13 protein-coding genes are annotated in these 16,230 nt (G+C 37.2%); 3 read left to right on the forward strand and 10 right to left on the reverse strand.

The annotated features are described in order from the left end of the window. Positions 1-178 precede the first annotated feature (178 nt). Positions 179-925, reverse strand: a complete 747-nt coding sequence (locus LQ50_RS09945; protein WP_034628747.1) for a Cof-type HAD-IIB family hydrolase — start codon at positions 923-925, stop codon at positions 179-181. Between the two features lie 237 nt (positions 926-1,162). Here LQ50_RS09945 and LQ50_RS09950 point away from each other — a divergent pair, with 237 nt between their 5' ends. Beyond that, positions 1,163-1,411, forward strand: a complete 249-nt coding sequence (locus tag LQ50_RS09950) for an HPr family phosphocarrier protein (RefSeq protein ID WP_034628749.1) — start codon at positions 1,163-1,165, stop codon at positions 1,409-1,411. 134 nt (positions 1,412-1,545) lie between these two features. Here LQ50_RS09950 and LQ50_RS09955 read toward each other — a convergent pair whose 3' ends face one another. From LQ50_RS09955 to LQ50_RS09975, 5 genes are all read right to left on the reverse strand, one after another. Then, positions 1,546-1,794, reverse strand: coding sequence for a hypothetical protein (locus tag LQ50_RS09955; RefSeq protein ID WP_034628751.1), 249 nt, complete (start codon positions 1,792-1,794; stop codon positions 1,546-1,548). Between the two features lie 137 nt (positions 1,795-1,931). Next, complete coding sequence (locus tag LQ50_RS09960) at positions 1,932-3,281, reverse strand: flavin monoamine oxidase family protein (RefSeq protein ID WP_034628753.1); 1,350 nt, start codon at positions 3,279-3,281, stop codon at positions 1,932-1,934. Positions 3,282-3,489: 208 nt separating this feature from the next. Then, positions 3,490-4,809: a S8 family peptidase gene (locus LQ50_RS09965; RefSeq protein WP_034628755.1), complete on the reverse strand. Its 1,320-nt coding sequence runs from the start codon at positions 4,807-4,809 to the stop codon at positions 3,490-3,492. Positions 4,810-4,974: 165 nt separating this feature from the next. After that, entirely contained in the window at positions 4,975-7,578 is a 2,604-nt protein-coding gene (gene adhE / locus LQ50_RS09970; protein ID WP_034628757.1) for a bifunctional acetaldehyde-CoA/alcohol dehydrogenase, read from the reverse strand. A gap of 50 nt (positions 7,579-7,628) precedes the next feature. Next, a complete protein-coding gene (locus LQ50_RS09975) occupies positions 7,629-7,856 on the reverse strand; it encodes a hypothetical protein (protein WP_034628759.1) in 228 nt (75 codons plus the stop codon). A gap of 231 nt (positions 7,857-8,087) precedes the next feature. On the opposite strand from LQ50_RS09975, the gene LQ50_RS09980 reads away from it, so the two are divergent. Further along, on the forward strand, positions 8,088-8,438 hold the full coding sequence (locus LQ50_RS09980) for a hypothetical protein (protein WP_034628761.1): 351 nt from the start codon (positions 8,088-8,090) through the stop codon (positions 8,436-8,438). A gap of 50 nt (positions 8,439-8,488) precedes the next feature. Here LQ50_RS09980 and LQ50_RS09985 read toward each other — a convergent pair whose 3' ends face one another. The 4 genes from LQ50_RS09985 to LQ50_RS10000 form a co-directional block, all read right to left on the reverse strand. Further along, entirely contained in the window at positions 8,489-11,188 is a 2,700-nt protein-coding gene (locus LQ50_RS09985) for a hypothetical protein (protein WP_034628763.1), read from the reverse strand. Positions 11,189-11,417: 229 nt separating this feature from the next. Continuing rightward, positions 11,418-12,860 (reverse strand): carbon starvation CstA family protein, encoded by a 1,443-nt coding sequence (locus LQ50_RS09990; protein WP_034628765.1) that lies wholly within the window; start codon positions 12,858-12,860, stop codon positions 11,418-11,420. Positions 12,861-13,066: 206 nt separating this feature from the next. Beyond that, positions 13,067-13,801: a LytR/AlgR family response regulator transcription factor gene (locus LQ50_RS09995; RefSeq protein WP_034628767.1), complete on the reverse strand. Its 735-nt coding sequence runs from the start codon at positions 13,799-13,801 to the stop codon at positions 13,067-13,069. Further along, positions 13,798-15,552: a sensor histidine kinase gene (locus LQ50_RS10000; RefSeq protein WP_034628769.1), complete on the reverse strand. Its 1,755-nt coding sequence runs from the start codon at positions 15,550-15,552 to the stop codon at positions 13,798-13,800. Before LQ50_RS10000 ends, LQ50_RS09995 begins: the two co-directional genes overlap by 4 nt. Positions 15,553-15,971: 419 nt before the next feature. On the opposite strand from LQ50_RS10000, the gene LQ50_RS10005 reads away from it, so the two are divergent. Then, positions 15,972-16,178, forward strand: coding sequence for a hypothetical protein (locus LQ50_RS10005; protein WP_152608195.1), 207 nt, complete (start codon positions 15,972-15,974; stop codon positions 16,176-16,178). The last annotated feature ends 52 nt before the right edge of the window (positions 16,179-16,230 follow it).

Here is a 16,230-nt window from a genome sequence, read left to right on the forward strand (position 1 = left end):
GTTTTTTGGTACAAGTTCTCCACATGTTCGTTCCATTATGCTCCATTTCACTACCAGAAAGACCATTCCTTCACAGCAACAATCTTTATAAATACAGCGAAATGAAAAGAGCAAACCTATTATGAAGGTACCATAAAGGCACAACCCCTTGTTCAGTGCCTAAATTACAGCTCCTCTTTTATAACACCCATTTTCTTATTGCTTGTGCTACACCATCTTCTACATTAGTCGCCGTGATCCAATCAGCAGATTCTTTGACAGTTGGTTGCGCATTTCCCATGGCTACACCTATTCCAGCTTGCTTAATCATTGCTAAGTCGTTTAAGCTATCACCCAATGCTAGAACATTCTCCATGGTAATCCCGATTCGGTTACAAACCTTCTCTATTGCTCTAGCTTTATTGACACCTGCTGCGTTAATTTCCAAATTTGTAGGACTCGAATTTGTAATTTCTAGATTAGGATTACTTGAGAGTTCATCAAGAATGATCTTTCTTACTTGATCATCTTTAATATCAAACCCAAATTTCATCCATTCATGTTGAGAAAAATCCTCTGGAAAAGAATCTCTCCATACATGATCAACAGTTGCGGCCCAACAAAATGTTTGATGTGTTTGTTTTAAATTCCACATTTGATCTATGTAAGATGTTTCGAGTAATTTTCTTTCAACTAGTTCGCCATTCTCATCCCAAATTTCACTTCCATTTACCGTAATTAAATACGATTGAAGAGACAGAGAATTGACTAAGTCATCACATGTCATTCTTGTTCTGCCTGTACTGATAACGACATGTACTCCTTTTTCCTCAGCTTCTTTTATCGCTTTCCGGTTTTCAGAAGAAATTTCGTGACGATCATTTAATAAAGTGCCGTCCATATCAATTGCGATTAACTTTATTGATTTGCGTTCTTGATTCTCCATTGGTTCCCCCTATTTAAAATTAAAATTAATTTTATTTTACCAAAATTCAAAAGCAAAAGGGTGGAACCTTTTGTATTCATTTATCATTTCTTTTTAAAGATATTCCTATCTCATACGCCACGTCATTTTTTCTCTCACGATGTTTAAACGCTTTTTGGCATTTTTTATTAGTTTAATAATATATTATCAATAGTTAATTGTTACTTTTTTCATCTGATAAAAAAGGGAGTGGGCACCATGCGAGTAAAGATATTACAACCTATTTTGGCGGAGACGGCTAGTCAGATTGTGAACAAAGCCAGTGAGTTTCCTGAAACCATTCTCATTAAAAAAGATCACTGGGAGGTTGATGCAAAAAGCTTATTAGGTTTGCTCGCTATTGCCTTAAAGCCAAACCAAGAAATTGAGCTAGAAGTTCATAACAGCAACGAATCAGAAGAAGCTATTGAAGCATTGCTGTCGACAGGATTATTTCAAAAGGTATAAAGAACCTTGGTTTTCTTTCGAGTACACTTTTAAGCTTCGTCATAAAGAACATTTTTTTATCATTGATGACCTATTAATATAGGAGTCATCCCCAAGAGCTGCTTTCACCCGGGATAACTCCTTTTTTGAATTATTTAACTTATTTGCGCTTTCCCATTTTCTTCTTTTAAAAAGGTTTGCTTAGTAGGAATGTACCGTAATTCATTCTTTTTTAGTAAAAGTTTCATATGATCAAGTGGCATAGATCCATGACCTTTTCCCTCACCTAAGGTAAACTGCACGCTACTATCGCCTTGGCGTAAAACTGTTAGATACTCAGCTGAATTAAAGTTCGGTTGAATGTTCTTCGATATTTCATATTTCGATCCTGCAAGTATAGTCATTTGCTTCTCCTTTTGCCTTTTCTAGACTTCCATCTTGATATAAATGTTTTACTTACTACAGTATGTCAACATTATATTCAACTCATACAAGGGCACTGTAAAAGATGAATTTTCTATTACAATGCCCAGTCATACCACTATTTTTTCAAACTACGAACGACCTCATTACTTACTCTTTCTCCCGACTGAACAGCGCCTTCCATATACATTCTCCACTCAGAAGCTGTTTCCGTTCCCGCCCAATGAATGGGTCCAACTGGCTGGATAAGAGAAGGACCGAATTGACTAATCACTCCTGTTGAAAAATGAGTCCCATATCCTCCACGAGTCCAGATGTCCGCAGTCCAATCTTTCTCAAACACCTCAAGAGGGAATGCTGCTTCCTTGCCAAAGAGCCGAACTAACGCACCCTTCACTAAATCATGCCGTAATCCGTGCTCCAGCCTAGCTATCTCTCTAGCGGAATTACTCCCAATTAGTACCGTTAAAATCCCCTTGTATTTATCTACAGGTGAACTATCAATGGTCAAATTAACTGGTGGTTCATCACTATAAGCCGTTCCATTTAATCCTAACTCCCTCCAAAAAGGTCGATCATAAACATAAATTAATTTGATAACAGAAGGAAAACCGGATCGTTCACACAGTTGTATTCGATCTGACGGAAGAGGAGGATCAAAGTCTATTTTGGTAACTAAATTAGGTGGGACTGTAATAATTACTTTGGAAGTTTTCCATGACTGCTTGCCTGCAAATACAACCGCCCCCTTCTCTTCATAAATAATATGATGGACAGGATGTTCAAAATAAATCATTGTCTTAAGAGGCTCTATGAGTTGATCGACCACCTTCTCAGCACCGTCTTTAAACCAATAACTCTCTGCGGATAACAACTGCTCTAGAGTGCCCGCAGATTTGATACACCAGCAGAAGTCAAGAGCAGATATTTCATATAATTTTGCACAGAGCAGTTCTTCTATAATCAGCCTAATATAGGCCGAAGCTACGTTTGAGTGTGAATGCTTTAGTATAAATTCCTCTAAAGTCATTTTATCTAACTGTTTAGCAACCTTTGAATCCCAAGGGGCATTAGCTGGAATTTGCTTACTCACTTTGTTTAACTTCTTTTTTAACTTCTTTACTTCGAGCATCGCAACAGGAGATAAGCTAGGCACGCTCCCTTTCGTTTTTTTCTGTTTCCTTCTCAAGTTAAAAAGGGTATTTCCTATTTGAAAAGTTGGGGTTAATTGAAGTTTATACTCAGAAGCAAGCCGCATCATTCTTTTTTGACCTGAGCCAATCCATTGTGCTCCTAAATCTATAGGAAGATTGTCTTCAGTCATTGTGCTAAAAATTCTCCCGCCCGCCCGACTTCGGGCTTCCAAAATAATGAAAGATACATCACTTTTTTTTAATTCATGAGCTGCAGTTAAACCTGCTAATCCAGCTCCTACAATCACGACGTCAATATCATTAAGAGCTTGCATAAATCCCCCTTCTTTTTTGTAACACAGAAAATACTTTTTACTTCAGGATAGGGATATTTCTATTCTTTTTATTCACTTCTTCCATTTATTTAAAATAAACTAAACAAAAAGAGCACTGCAACGAACCAAGGGCACTGAAAAAGGGTGGTTTTCCTTTTCAATGCCCTCGAACGTACGATGCTATGCAAAATCCCCCTATAGGTAGGTGTCAGATCGAATTTTCCGCATGAATATATCCTGCTCCATATACATTCGGGTCTTTATCCTGCCATAAATCAGCCCCGTTTTTCAATCGTTCTTTTACTTCCTCCGGTGTTAATGTTGGATCATGCTCCAACATTAGCGCAACAATTCCTGCACAAATTGGTGTTGCCATCGAAGTCCCCGACATAACAAAATATTCAGAATCAACTCTGCTTCTTTTCTGTAACTTATCTATATAGGAGCTTGGTGCTCGTAGTGAAACGATATTTACTCCAGGAGCAAGCACATCCGGCTTTTGTGCTCCATAGATAGTTGGCCCGCGACTCGAAAAGCTAGCTACATCATCATCGCTACGATCGACCGTATTACGGTCATCAAGTGCTCCGACCGTTATTACTTGTTGACTTACCCCTGGACTTGCTATCGTTTGTGCTTCTGGCCCCTCATTGCCGGCTGCAACGCAAACAACTATTCCACTTTGCCAAGCCCTCTCAACGATACGTACCATTGGATCCTCACTTTCGTTTCCATAACGCTGAGCAGGCGCTCCTAATGACAAATTTAAAATATGAATGGGGCGATCTGGATTTCGATCATTATAATCAATACACCACTGAACTCCTTGCATGACGGTTTCCAATGACCCTGAACCTTGCCTATCTAAAACTTTCACCCCTATTACATGCGCTCCTGGTGCTGGCGCCATATAAACTCCGCCAGAGGAAGCCCCATTACCAACAGCGTCTCCAGCACAATGAGTACCATGACCATTATCGTCATATGGTTCACTTCTTTGATTAATAAAGTCTACAAAATCAACGATTCTTCCAGAAAGATCATTGTGAGGATAAACACCTGTGTCAATGACCGCTACGGTAACCCCTTGCCCCGTCAATTCTGCATCATTTCGAATCACGTTTCTAGCATTTGCAGAAACAACTGCTGTGTCGAGTAGAGCATGAACCTCATAATTTAAGGACACCTTTTTAATTTGAGGACAGTTCATGAGTAACTCCTCTAAAACTGCAGGTGTAAGATCGGCACTACAGCAAGAAATGCCTGTAAACTCACTTCTCAATTTACACCCATAATGATGGTTGAATACTTGATTCATATTCAGGCACCCTTCTTTGTAACAACCTTCATCAAATTCTATGATCACTCTCATTTTTCTCGTTCTTTTTAAAAAACCTTCAAATATAGGATGCAAAAAGCAAGGTGTCCATTTTAACGGCTTATACAAATGTAAAACTTTATCACGTAATGTTTTATCGAGTTTGTGTGAATACGTTCTCACCATCTTTACCATTTGAAAACCAAACACATTGAAAACCTCCTTAGATTAAGATCCTACTAATCTATGAAGGGGAAAGAAACTTTGATTTGGTACCTGTCTCTCTTTCTACTAAAATATGCTAGTATCTATACAACCAAAAAGGCGTTCCATTAGTCTAGAGAGACCTTTGGAACACCTAGTTTCCTATTGAATTTACACACCTTTATATGCCAAACGATAAACTTCTGCTAATTCACTTACTAAAGGAAGCTTCGGATTCGCAGTTGTACATTGATCTTCAAAAGCACGCTCGGCAAGGTAATCGACTTTGCTCTCGAACTCTTTCTCATTTACTCCATTTTCTTTTATGCTCATTGGTATATCCATTTCTTTTGCTAGCTTAATAATGGCTTGAACGAGACTCTCTACCCCCTCTTCTGTCGTAGTAGCTGGTAAGCCTAGTATTCTAGCAATCTCGGCATAGCGCTTATCTGCAACAAAAGATTCGTACTTTGGAAATGCAGCAAATTTGGTTGGCTTTTTCGCATTGTAACGAATAACATGAGGCATTAAGATTGTATTTGAACGGCCATGAGCAATATGGAACTCAGCTCCTAATTTATGAGCCAAACTATGATTAATGCCAAGGAACGCATTCGCAAAGGCCATTCCTGCAATGGTTGATGCATTGTGCATTTTTTCACGCGCTACCTCGTCACTTCCATTACGATAAGCACGAGGTAAATATTCAAACACTAGCTGAATGGCTTTAATTGCAAGACCATCTGTATAATCATTAGCCATAATAGACACATATGCTTCTATTGCATGTGTTAACACGTCCATTCCAGTATCAGCCGTTACATGTTTTGGAACTGTCATAACAAATTGCGGATCGATGATGGCCACATCAGGAGTTAACTCATAATCAGCTAACGGATACTTGATGTTTTGATTTTTATCCGTAATAACAGAAAATGATGTCACTTCAGAACCGGTTCCAGACGTTGTAGGAATCGCAACAAATTGAGCAAGATTTCCTAACTTTGGATATTTAAAAACACGCTTTCGAATGTCAAGAAACTTTTGTTTCAAACCAAGAAAATCAGTATCTGGGTGTTCGTAAAATAACCACATTCCTTTTGCCGCATCCATTGCTGATCCTCCACCAAGAGCGATAATGCAATCCGGCTCAAAACTTCTCATCATGGCTGCCCCTTTTTCTACCGTTTCGATAGATGGATCAGGCTCAACTTCAGAAAAGATCTCGCAATGGACGTAGTCTGTTCTTTGACGTAAATAATGCAAGATTCTATCGACGTACCCAAGCTTCACCATGCCAGGATCAGTGACAATGAATGCTTTCGTAATATTAGGCATGACTGCTAAATATTGTGTTGAATGTTTCTCAAAATACACTTTCGGTGGAATTTTAAACCATTGCATATTTGCATTCCTCCGAGCGACTTTTTTTACATTTACTAAGTTAACTGTCCCAACATTTGAAGATACAGAGTTCTTCCCATAAGAACCACAACCAAGTGTCAGTGATGGCAAAAAGGCGTTATAAATGTCGCCAATCGCCCCTTGTGAAGAAGGAGCATTTGCGATAATCCGGCAAGCTTTCATTCTCAGTCCAAACTGTCTAATAACATCTTCATTGTTTGTGTGAATGACCGCAGAGTGTCCAAGACCACCAAATTCAAGCATTTCTTCTGCTCGTCTCATCCCTTCTTCAGTAGATCGAACACGGTAGCAAGCAAGAACTGGACTCAACTTTTCTCTAGATAATGGATATTTTGGTCCAACTCCTTTTAATTCGGCAAGTAATATTTTCGTTTCATTAGGAACAGTGACTCCTGCTAAATTGGCAATAAAGGCAGCTGGCTTTCCAACGATATCAGGATTTACAGCGCATGTTGTTTCATTAATTACCAGCTTCTCTACTTTGGCACGCTCCTCTTCATTTAAGAAGTAACAATTATTATTCGTTAATTCTCGTTTTGCCTCTTGATAGATGGCGTCATCAATGATAACCGCTTGCTCAGATGCACAAATCATTCCATTGTCAAATGTTTTAGATAGGATCAAATCATTCACTGCTCGTTTGACATTTGCTGTTTTTTCTATATAGCAAGGAACATTACCTGGACCAACTCCTAGCGCAGGCTTCCCAGTACTATAAGCTGATTTCACCATTCCAGCGCCTCCTGTCGCTAGAACTAATGCTATGCCATCATGATTCATTAATGCTTTCGTCGCTTCAATAGAAGGTGTTTCAACCCATTGAATACAATGCTCAGGTGCACCAGCTAAAATTGCTGCATCACGTAACACTCTCGCGGCTTCACTACTACAATTTTGTGCAGAAGGGTGAAAGGCGAAAATAATGGGGTTTCTTGTTTTAATTGCTATGAGTGCTTTAAACATCGTCGTAGATGTTGGATTGGTGACAGGTGTAACGCCGGCTACGACTCCAACAGGTTCAGCAATTTCAATTAAACCATCATGCTCATTTTCATGAATAATACCGACCGTTTTGTCATATTTAATGTTGTGGTACACATATTCTGTAGAGAACAAATTCTTAATAATCTTATCTTCATATACCCCACGATTTGTTTCCTCAAAAGCTAACTTCGCTAATTCCATATGATGTTCAAGTCCAGCCAAAGCCATTCTTTTAACAATTTCATCCACCTGATTTTGATCAAACGTTAAAAATTCTTTTAGTGCCTTTTGTCCATCTCCAACTAACTGATCAACTGCTTTTAATACATCCGACTTTTCAACTAATTTTTTTTGATCTACAACCATGTTAAAACCCTCCATTTGTGAAGTATTTCACATATATATTTTTAAAAAAATTATGAACAAACTGGATTTCGAGGAATCTTTGTAATAGAAATATCAGCAATCATTCTTGTATTCTTCTTTATAATACATACATAATTGACTGTCCAAATATAAGCAGGGATCTCTTCGTCATCCTCAAACATCATTGCATCAAATTCATCATTGACCAACTCCTCAAAGTCAGCCTGAGAATATGTTTCGGTATCAGTTTGGAAGTCTTTCCATTCACATAAAATCATTTCCTCCTCATCTCCTATCTTTTACAAATCGTTTCTCTTTCTAAAATAATCATACTCCTAAACATTTACAATGAAAGTGATCTTTATCACAAATATTTAATTTTTCAAAAATAATTTACAACTTATTTTAAACCATGATCAAATTAGGCATAAGCCCTGTCAATTAAAGGGTTTCTACATAGGCTGTAAAAGTGTTATCTAGACTACTAAACTACAGAGGAGAGCTGCCGTATGAATCCATATCACTATAACTCTCGATATGTTCAGCAACCAAACGAGTCATCATCTTATGCCTATCACCAAACTCGCCAACAACCACTTTCTCATTACAGGCAACCAACACTTGAATCAAGAGTGGGCCAATTAGAAAACCAAATTCAACAGCAAGTAACAGAATTATCACGTCAAAACGAAGAAATTCAAAGACTAAATACCGAAATTGGGCGAATCAATGAAGAGATCATTCGTTTAAACCAAAATGATGAGCGTCATTTTGATCGTATGACCCGACTAAACCAACGTTTACGTACAGTCGAAAACAATCTTAATATCCCATACACACCAGGAAACGATGGATTTTAATAAACCCAAATAAGCAGGAGCTCCAAGCTCCTGCTTTTCTTTTATAAAACTTAATTTAAAGCCACACTTTCTTGGTTTCTGCTTAAACCCATCTGCTCCATTAACTCGTATTGATGAACTCGGACCTTAAATAACGTTAACGGGTCTTTATAAATTTCTGGATTGGCTCTTAACGACTCTAACGCATCATTATGTCCTTCAATTTCTGATTGAGCTTCTTGAATAGCTTCACTTAATACGCTAAACGGACTCCTGTAAAATAAGTTCATGTCTCTTTCTATTGACTTTCCAAATAAATCAAACTGGAGCATGTACTGATTCATAATCGTTTCAGTAACCTGCTTATAATCTTCATTCTCTATAAATTTTCTATACATTTTAAAAACAAGGGCTTTATTTGTCGGAAGCACACCAAAAAATTTCCCAGAGCTTTTTAATAGCAATTGTGAAGGAGTTAATCGTAACAAAATATTGATGTTTTCTAAATGAACTCCATTTGTCATTCGATCAATATCTCGGTACCAATCGTCGAGCACACGGAAATCACATTGCAATTTAAAGCGTTCCCTCTCATATAATCGATTGAATCCATCAGTCATTTCCTTTAAATAAGACTGACTTTGAATAAATTCTACATTACAAACCTCTAGCCATTCTTGCAATACATTTGAAAATTTCGGAATAAATGTCTGTTCTAAATACGTAGAAATTTGTTCGTTCATTTTCCTATTGAGTTCAACATGGATATTTCTGAAATCACTATCTTCTTTAATAAAGGTAGAGCACTCTTTCAATATTTCTGGTATATTTACTCGTAAATTCTGTTTCATTTCATCCGTCATGACGAGGTAGGATTGTTTAATTTCTTGTGTTTTTTCTTTTTCTATATCAACTAATTGATTATTAGCACCCGTCAATTTTATAACCGCTTCTTCATTCCATGTAACGGAATCCATTAAGGACCTTTCCATACTTACTCGTTTCCCAAGAAGATGGCTTATTGTTCTATGAATCACCTTTAATAGTCTTTCGTGGCGTTTGCTTTCTACTACTTTCCTTTGAAATAAGCCACTTATTTTCTGACTAAAGTCATTTAATCGTGACTCTGTTGTGTATACTTGTGCAGTTGGAAAACTTTCGCCTATTGTTGCTTTTGTTTCATCAATAATTCGTTGAACCTCTTGTTCATTATAAATTACATTCATCTTATTAATAACAAAGTGAATAGTTAGGTTAGAAAACTCTTCTTGGATACGACCAAGAACATCGTAATCAGAGTTTGTTATTCCTGTATTTGCATCAATGATAAACAATAATGCATCAGCCATATCTACATGATCATTTAATTCTTCAATCCGCTCAAGCGATAGAATAGAAAGCCTATTCTTCTCTAAGAATGGAGCAGATAAACCATATTCAAACATCTTACTCTGAAGTTCTAAATCACTTAATTCTTCATTTACAGATTGCATGTGGCCTTCTTCGGTAATTTCTTGAAGTAGTGTTTCAGTCGAGTGTTTGAACAAAAACGTTGCAGGAAGCTCTTCACTTACGACTTCATGTCCAAGTAAATGATTGATTATCGTTGATTTGCCTTTAGTATCTGATCCTGCAACAACTAAATAATTATTATCATAATCAAGCAGTTGTTGAATCTTCCATTGAATACGATCTCCTACTTCTAAATCATGCTCCTTTGCCCAACGAATGATAGATTCATATAGCTCAAGACTTTGTATAATTCCACCAGTTTTTGTCTGAGAATCAGCAAGAATGATTGATTCTGCCTCATCTACAACATTTGTATCAAGATTGGTTAGAAATTGATGCCATGAAAGAACTGCACTTGCGGCAACTTCGGCTTGAGATATAGTTACAATCTTTATCCAGTTAGATAGGAGATTAGGGACTATATGGTTAATATCTTTAATGAAGTGTTTACCAGTAGTTAAATCAAAATACGTCTGTGCATATAAATTGGAAAGAGTATCCCAAGAGATCGATTTATCTATCTGAAATTGTAATAAGAGTTCGTTAAACTCAGTCAACCATTGAAAATACAATTCTTCATTACGATAGCTTATCCACAGGGCTCCTGCTAGTTGTTCAAACTTCTTGCCATCCATGAAGTATAACGTCTTTAGAGCCTGTAAAAAATACGGTGGCTCAATCGTTCTCGTTAACCCTTGTTCAATATATTTTCGAACAATTTCAAACCAATCAAGAGACTCTGTTCGGATGGCTTCATTTATTGCTAAATCAATGGCACTATCCCAATCTCGATATTCTTCAAAAAAGGAACGAGCAACGTGAGTAACATCTAAATAATCTGGATTTAAAGAAACAACATTCTTAATCACTTTAGCCGCTTGATCTAATTGTTGTTGATCCATATAAAGTGAAAATAGTTGTAATTCTATTTCAGTTCTTAAAATCAAGTTCTCTGTATGTATGGCTAAAAACCCTTCTTCAGCTTGTGAGGTTGCACCTAATTCATAATAACTATCAGCAATGTTTTTCATAGCCCATGGTTTTAAATCATTTTGGACTTTTTCCCATTTAAAAATCGCTGCTTCGTAGTCTTTATTATGATAATAAACTTCACCTTGGGCATACCGAATCGACGAGTTCTTTTCCTCATCATTATCTTCTAGCATTGCATCAGCAAGAACGGCGATCGGATGATTCTTTCTATGTTCTACAAAATGTTTATAGTAATGCTTTTTGATCAGTTCACTCTCTTTTTTCATATGTCGCATCCTTCCCGGCTGTAGATATGTCTAATCAATACTATGAAATTACTTCAAACAATATTTCAACTATTATAACAAATATTGTTTGTTTCCCCATGTCAGTTTGATTTCATTTGAACGACAAAATTATGTAAAATATTTGATCAAACTAGATCATTTTACATAATTTGTTTTTGAATTATAGAAAAAACCTGCATCCTCAAGTAGATACAGGTCCTTTCATTTGTTACGCTGCCTTGCTCTCGTCTTCGTCTAATTCAAAATTGGCTTCGGCGCGATTTAATTTAATTTTGTAAGCAAATAAAGCTAGAATAATAACTGTTCCAATCGTCGCTGCCACATAAGATGTGCCCATTGGAAGTCCAAATCCGATTGGGGCATTAAAAATAAATGTTAACGAAACCATCGTCATAAATGTTGCAGGGATTGTTGCAACCCAATGAAATTTATATTGAATGGCTAAATACATAGCTCCTACAAATAAAGCAATTGCACTTATAGCCGCATTGGTTACACCAAAGTATCTCCATAATAGGGTGAAGTCCATTGTCGTAAGGATGAACGAAATCACGAATAATGGTAACGCAATCCATAGACGACTAGTTATTTTCAACTGTGGAACTTTAATATAATCAGCAATAATCATACGAGCCGAACGAAAGGCCGTGTCACCAGATGTAATTGGTAGTACAATAACACCAAGAACAGCCAACGTCCCCCCAATTGCTCCTAGCAAAGTGAAAGCAACTTCACTAACAACAAGACCAGCACCACCTGAATCAATTAATGCAGCTAAATCCGTCCCGTAAAACAGACTCATTGCAGCAGCTGCCCAAATCATTGCGATAATCCCTTCCACAATCATCATGCCGTAAAACACTTTACGACCATTTTGTTCATTTTGAAGTGTTCTTGAAATAATTGGCGATTGTGTTGCATGGAACCCTGAAATCGCACCACATGCAATGGTAATCATTAGAATTGGAAATACGGCCGTCCCTGCTGGGTGCATATTCTCAAGCGTTAATTCTGGAATAGGTGCACCAGTAAAGATTAACATCCCTCCAATACCAATCGCACTAATAACTAATAGTGCCCCTAAGATGGGATAGACTTTTCCAATGATTTTATCAACAGGAAGCATCGTAGCTAAAATATAATATGCAAAAATAACAGCCGTAATAATTCCAAGTGCAACTACACCATCCATTAAGTTAAATAAAAGTCCAGCCGGCGCCGTTACGAAAACGGTTCCAACAAGTAATAACAAAAGAACAGCAATGGCATTGACAATATGCTTCATTGATTTCCCTAAAAACTTACCAGCCAATTGTGGCAGATGTGCCCCTTTGTTGCGAATCGAAATCATGCCTGTTAAATAATCATGAACTGCCCCTGCAAAGATACAACCAACAACAATCCAGATAAAGGCTACTGGACCATAAAGCGCTCCCATAATTGGTCCGAAAATTGGTCCTACACCTGCAATATTCAACAATTGAATTAAAGAATTTCGATTCGTTCCCATTGGAATGTAATCGACTCCGTCTTTCATACTATAGGCAGGAGTTGGTCTAGCTTCCTTAACTCCAAACATTTTTTCAATGACTTTACCATACGTGAAATAAGCTATAATTAATAGTGCAATTGATAATAGAAATGTAATCATTGAATAACACCTCTCTTTTTTTGAATACGCTTTCATTATAACTTTTCGCCGCACGTTTGTGTCAAAATTGTGATGACGTGTATAAAGTAGCAGCTAACATGTTTAAAATCATGTCTCACGTGCATAGTTTGTTAGATGAGTGTTTCAATCCAACAAAATCCAGAAAGGAGTATACGGTCCCCTTATGTATTCTCCCTTCTAAACTTTTATAACTCTAGTCGTTCCCTTAGTGCTTTAACATAGTTTCTACTAACTGGAATTTCTTCTTTTTGTCCGACTACTTTTAGTTGATAAGCCCCATTAAACCATGGAATTAATTGCTCAACCTTGTCTAAATTGACTAAGTAACTTTTATGGGTCCTAAAAAAGGGAAATTCTTTTAATTTTTCCTCTAGTTCCTTTATTGGTGTTCTCGAGCTGTATTTTCGTTCATTCACGCATATAATCGTTTCACGATCTTCTCGAAATAGGTATGTTATGTCTTTTGGAGAAAGATAAACAATCCTCCCTTCATCCTCTACTGCTAATTTTCCAATCCCTGTAATAGATTCTATCTCGTGTGAGGACGGAGACATTCGTTCATTAATCCTTTTTATCACTTCATCTATTTGTTCTTCATCAAAAGGTTTCACTAGATAATCTAAAGCTTGAACACGGAATGCTTTTACAGCGTAATCTGCATAAGCAGTTGCAAAAACAATCAATGGGATGTGTTTCATATTTTGAAGAGCTTTTGCTAAATCCAATCCAGACATTTGTGGCATTTCGATATCTAAAAACACAACATCCGGATCTTTCCGCATGATAACCTCTAATCCCTTTTCGCCTGAATCCGCTTCGCCGACAATGTCTATTTCCTCATAACGCTTCAAAAGAAAGGTTAATTCATCACGACTATAATGTTCATCATCAATAATGACAGCCTTGATAGTTTTTTTCACTTGCTCACCTCTTTTCTGTTTACAGGCAATGAAAATGTAACGGTTGTCCCTTTTCCAATTTCACTTTTCATGCGTAATGTTGATTCCAATCCAAACATCATCTCCAGCCTCCTATTAATATTAACTAGTCCAATCCCTGTCCCTGTTTTGGACTGTACCTTTTTTGTACCCAATACTGGTAAGCGCTCCTTTTCGATTCCTTTTCCGTTATCATAAATTGAAATATGGACAACTTCTTTTTGTTTCTCGATCGTTATTGATAAAAGACTATCCTGCTGAAGTTGTTTCAACCCATGCTTAATAGCATTTTCTACAATCGGTTGCAATGTCATAGGCGGCAACCTTACAAGGAGTGCCTCTTCATCAATTCTATACTGCACAGACAATTTATCAGAGAAACGAGTTTGTTCAATTTCAAGATAAGCTTTCACATGCTTTATTTCTTCCTCTAAAGATGTTTCAGTTGCAGTCGTTCCAGCTAAATTTTGTCTGAAAAAGTGTGAAAGGGAAATCAACAACTTTCGCGCTTTCATCGGATCCGTTCTCACCAAAGCAACAATGGTATTTAAAGCATTAAATAAAAAGTGTGGACTCACCTGAGCTTGTAGAGCTTTAATCTCAGCTTGCTTAGCGAGTTCTAAGTGGCGATCTACTTCAGAAAGCTCAAGCTGATGACTTAATAACGTCGAGAGTCCTTTGCTTAATTCAATCGTCGTTGGTGAAGGACCTTTTTCATTTTTAAAATAAAACTTCAACGTACCAATCGTTTGTTCCTTGACTTTTAAAGGGGCAATAATGGCTGCCTGTAACAAGCAACGATCAACTCCACAGTCAATTTCCTCTTTATTGGCTATGACGAGATTCCCTTCTTTTAACACACGCTTAGTAGCGATCGTCTGTACTTCTGTATTCGGTAAATGATGATCCTCACCTACGCCTGCAAATGCGAGGATTTTCTCATGGTCAGTTATGGAAACTGCATCAACTCGCACTTCTTTCAATAGAATTTGACAAGTAGGAGAAGCTGATTGTTCTGTTAATCCTTTTCTTAAATACTTTAAAGTTAAATCAGCTAGCTTTAATGCCTTTTGTGCTTGAATTGAGCCCATTTTTTCTTCTTCTTGAATAACATTACGTATGATTAATATAAAAAGGGCCGTCCCGATGCCATTTGCTATGATCATAGGAATACCTATATCTTGGACGAGCAGCAATGCTTGGTCAAATGGGCGTGCGAGTAGCAAAATGACACCCATCTGGACAGATTCTGCAAGCATTCCTACAACTAACGCTGTTTGCAAAGAAATGATGCGACTGTTTTTATTTCGTTTATAAAAATAGCCTGCCATTCCCCCGGCAATAATTGTCGATAAACCACACGCAAAGCCTGTAAAGCCACCAAGTAAATAGCGGTGAACTCCCGCTATTAGCCCTGCACCAACTCCAACTTTCCATCCGCCTAATAATCCTGCTACAACCACTCCTATCACGCGAGAGTTGGCAATGGCTTCGCCTTCTCCTAAATTAATCACCCAGCGAAAATATGTAGCTTGTTCAGGGTTAATCTTTAGTCCTGTATATGTACCAATGATTCCAAACAACCCAAAAATAACAATGACGCTGATCCTGGACCGTTTAGAAATTTCACGGCGTTCGATTAAATGACGAATGAATTTAAACCGCGTCATCACAAAAGCGACAGTTACAATGATTCCTAACCTCTCAAGCATGACTAAAATTAGTTCCCACATAATTATTTCTCCTATATTGTTAAATGACTTCAGTGACCAAAACATAATAGCTTTACTAATTATACTCTATATCCATCTCATGCATCCTCCTAATAGAGACGAATTATTTCACTTTCTACGTACAATTGTTTATGAAATAGACTGAGTCAATAAGGACTCTGAAAAAGAATGGTTTCTCTTTTATGTGCTCCTAATTCAGCTCTCTTGCTAATTTTAAATTGGGTGTTTGGTATAAAGGCAAACACCCTGCCTCTATTAGTCAATTTGCATAGACTAATAGCGGAAAGGAAATAGGGAGGAATAAAAATGAAAAATTTGAATTCGAATACGATCTAGGAATTGACCTAGACAAACTTAATCAAGATGTTGAATTAGTTAGTGATTTTAATCAGAAGTTCATGGAGCTTTGTCTTCAAAGATTGCAAAAAAAACAACTAAAGAGAGCAGCAAACACCACTCCTAGTGAGCAATCTGAACTACAAGACCCAGCAACATTAGAAGTGAATGAGCCTCAAGATCAACCTAATGCTTCTAATGAAGAAGGAACTGCCGAAGAATTAGCTTTAACAGACAAAAAGAAAAAGAAGAAGAAAGATAAGGATAAGAAAAAGAAGAAGAAGAAATAAATCATGTGATAAAAATGAATGCAACTAGAACAAAAACATACACATCTCCTTT

Origin of the sequence: Halalkalibacter okhensis (assembly GCF_000787375.1) — a bacterium.
In the GTDB taxonomy this organism is placed as follows: Bacteria; Bacillota; Bacilli; order Bacillales; family Bacillaceae_D; genus Halalkalibacter; species Halalkalibacter okhensis.

What these genes read in the sequence shown, in the direction of transcription:
- LQ50_RS09985 (WP_034628763.1), bottom strand. Translation starts at nt 11,188, where the DNA reads ATGAAAAAAGAGAGTGAACTGATCAAAAAGCATTACTATAAACATTTT.
- adhE (WP_034628757.1), bottom strand. Translation starts at nt 7,578, where the DNA reads ATGGTTGTAGATCAAAAAAAATTAGTTGAAAAGTCGGATGTATTAAAA.
- LQ50_RS10000 (WP_034628769.1), bottom strand. Translation starts at nt 15,552, where the DNA reads ATGTGGGAACTAATTTTAGTCATGCTTGAGAGGTTAGGAATCATTGTA.
- LQ50_RS09980 (WP_034628761.1), top strand. Translation starts at nt 8,088, where the DNA reads ATGAATCCATATCACTATAACTCTCGATATGTTCAGCAACCAAACGAG.
- LQ50_RS09950 (WP_034628749.1), top strand. Translation starts at nt 1,163, where the DNA reads ATGCGAGTAAAGATATTACAACCTATTTTGGCGGAGACGGCTAGTCAG.
- LQ50_RS09960 (WP_034628753.1), bottom strand. Translation starts at nt 3,281, where the DNA reads ATGCAAGCTCTTAATGATATTGACGTCGTGATTGTAGGAGCTGGATTA.
- LQ50_RS09990 (WP_034628765.1), bottom strand. Translation starts at nt 12,860, where the DNA reads ATGATTACATTTCTATTATCAATTGCACTATTAATTATAGCTTATTTC.
- LQ50_RS09975 (WP_034628759.1), bottom strand. Translation starts at nt 7,856, where the DNA reads ATGATTTTATGTGAATGGAAAGACTTCCAAACTGATACCGAAACATAT.
- LQ50_RS09945 (WP_034628747.1), bottom strand. Translation starts at nt 925, where the DNA reads ATGGAGAATCAAGAACGCAAATCAATAAAGTTAATCGCAATTGATATG.
- LQ50_RS09955 (WP_034628751.1), bottom strand. Translation starts at nt 1,794, where the DNA reads ATGACTATACTTGCAGGATCGAAATATGAAATATCGAAGAACATTCAA.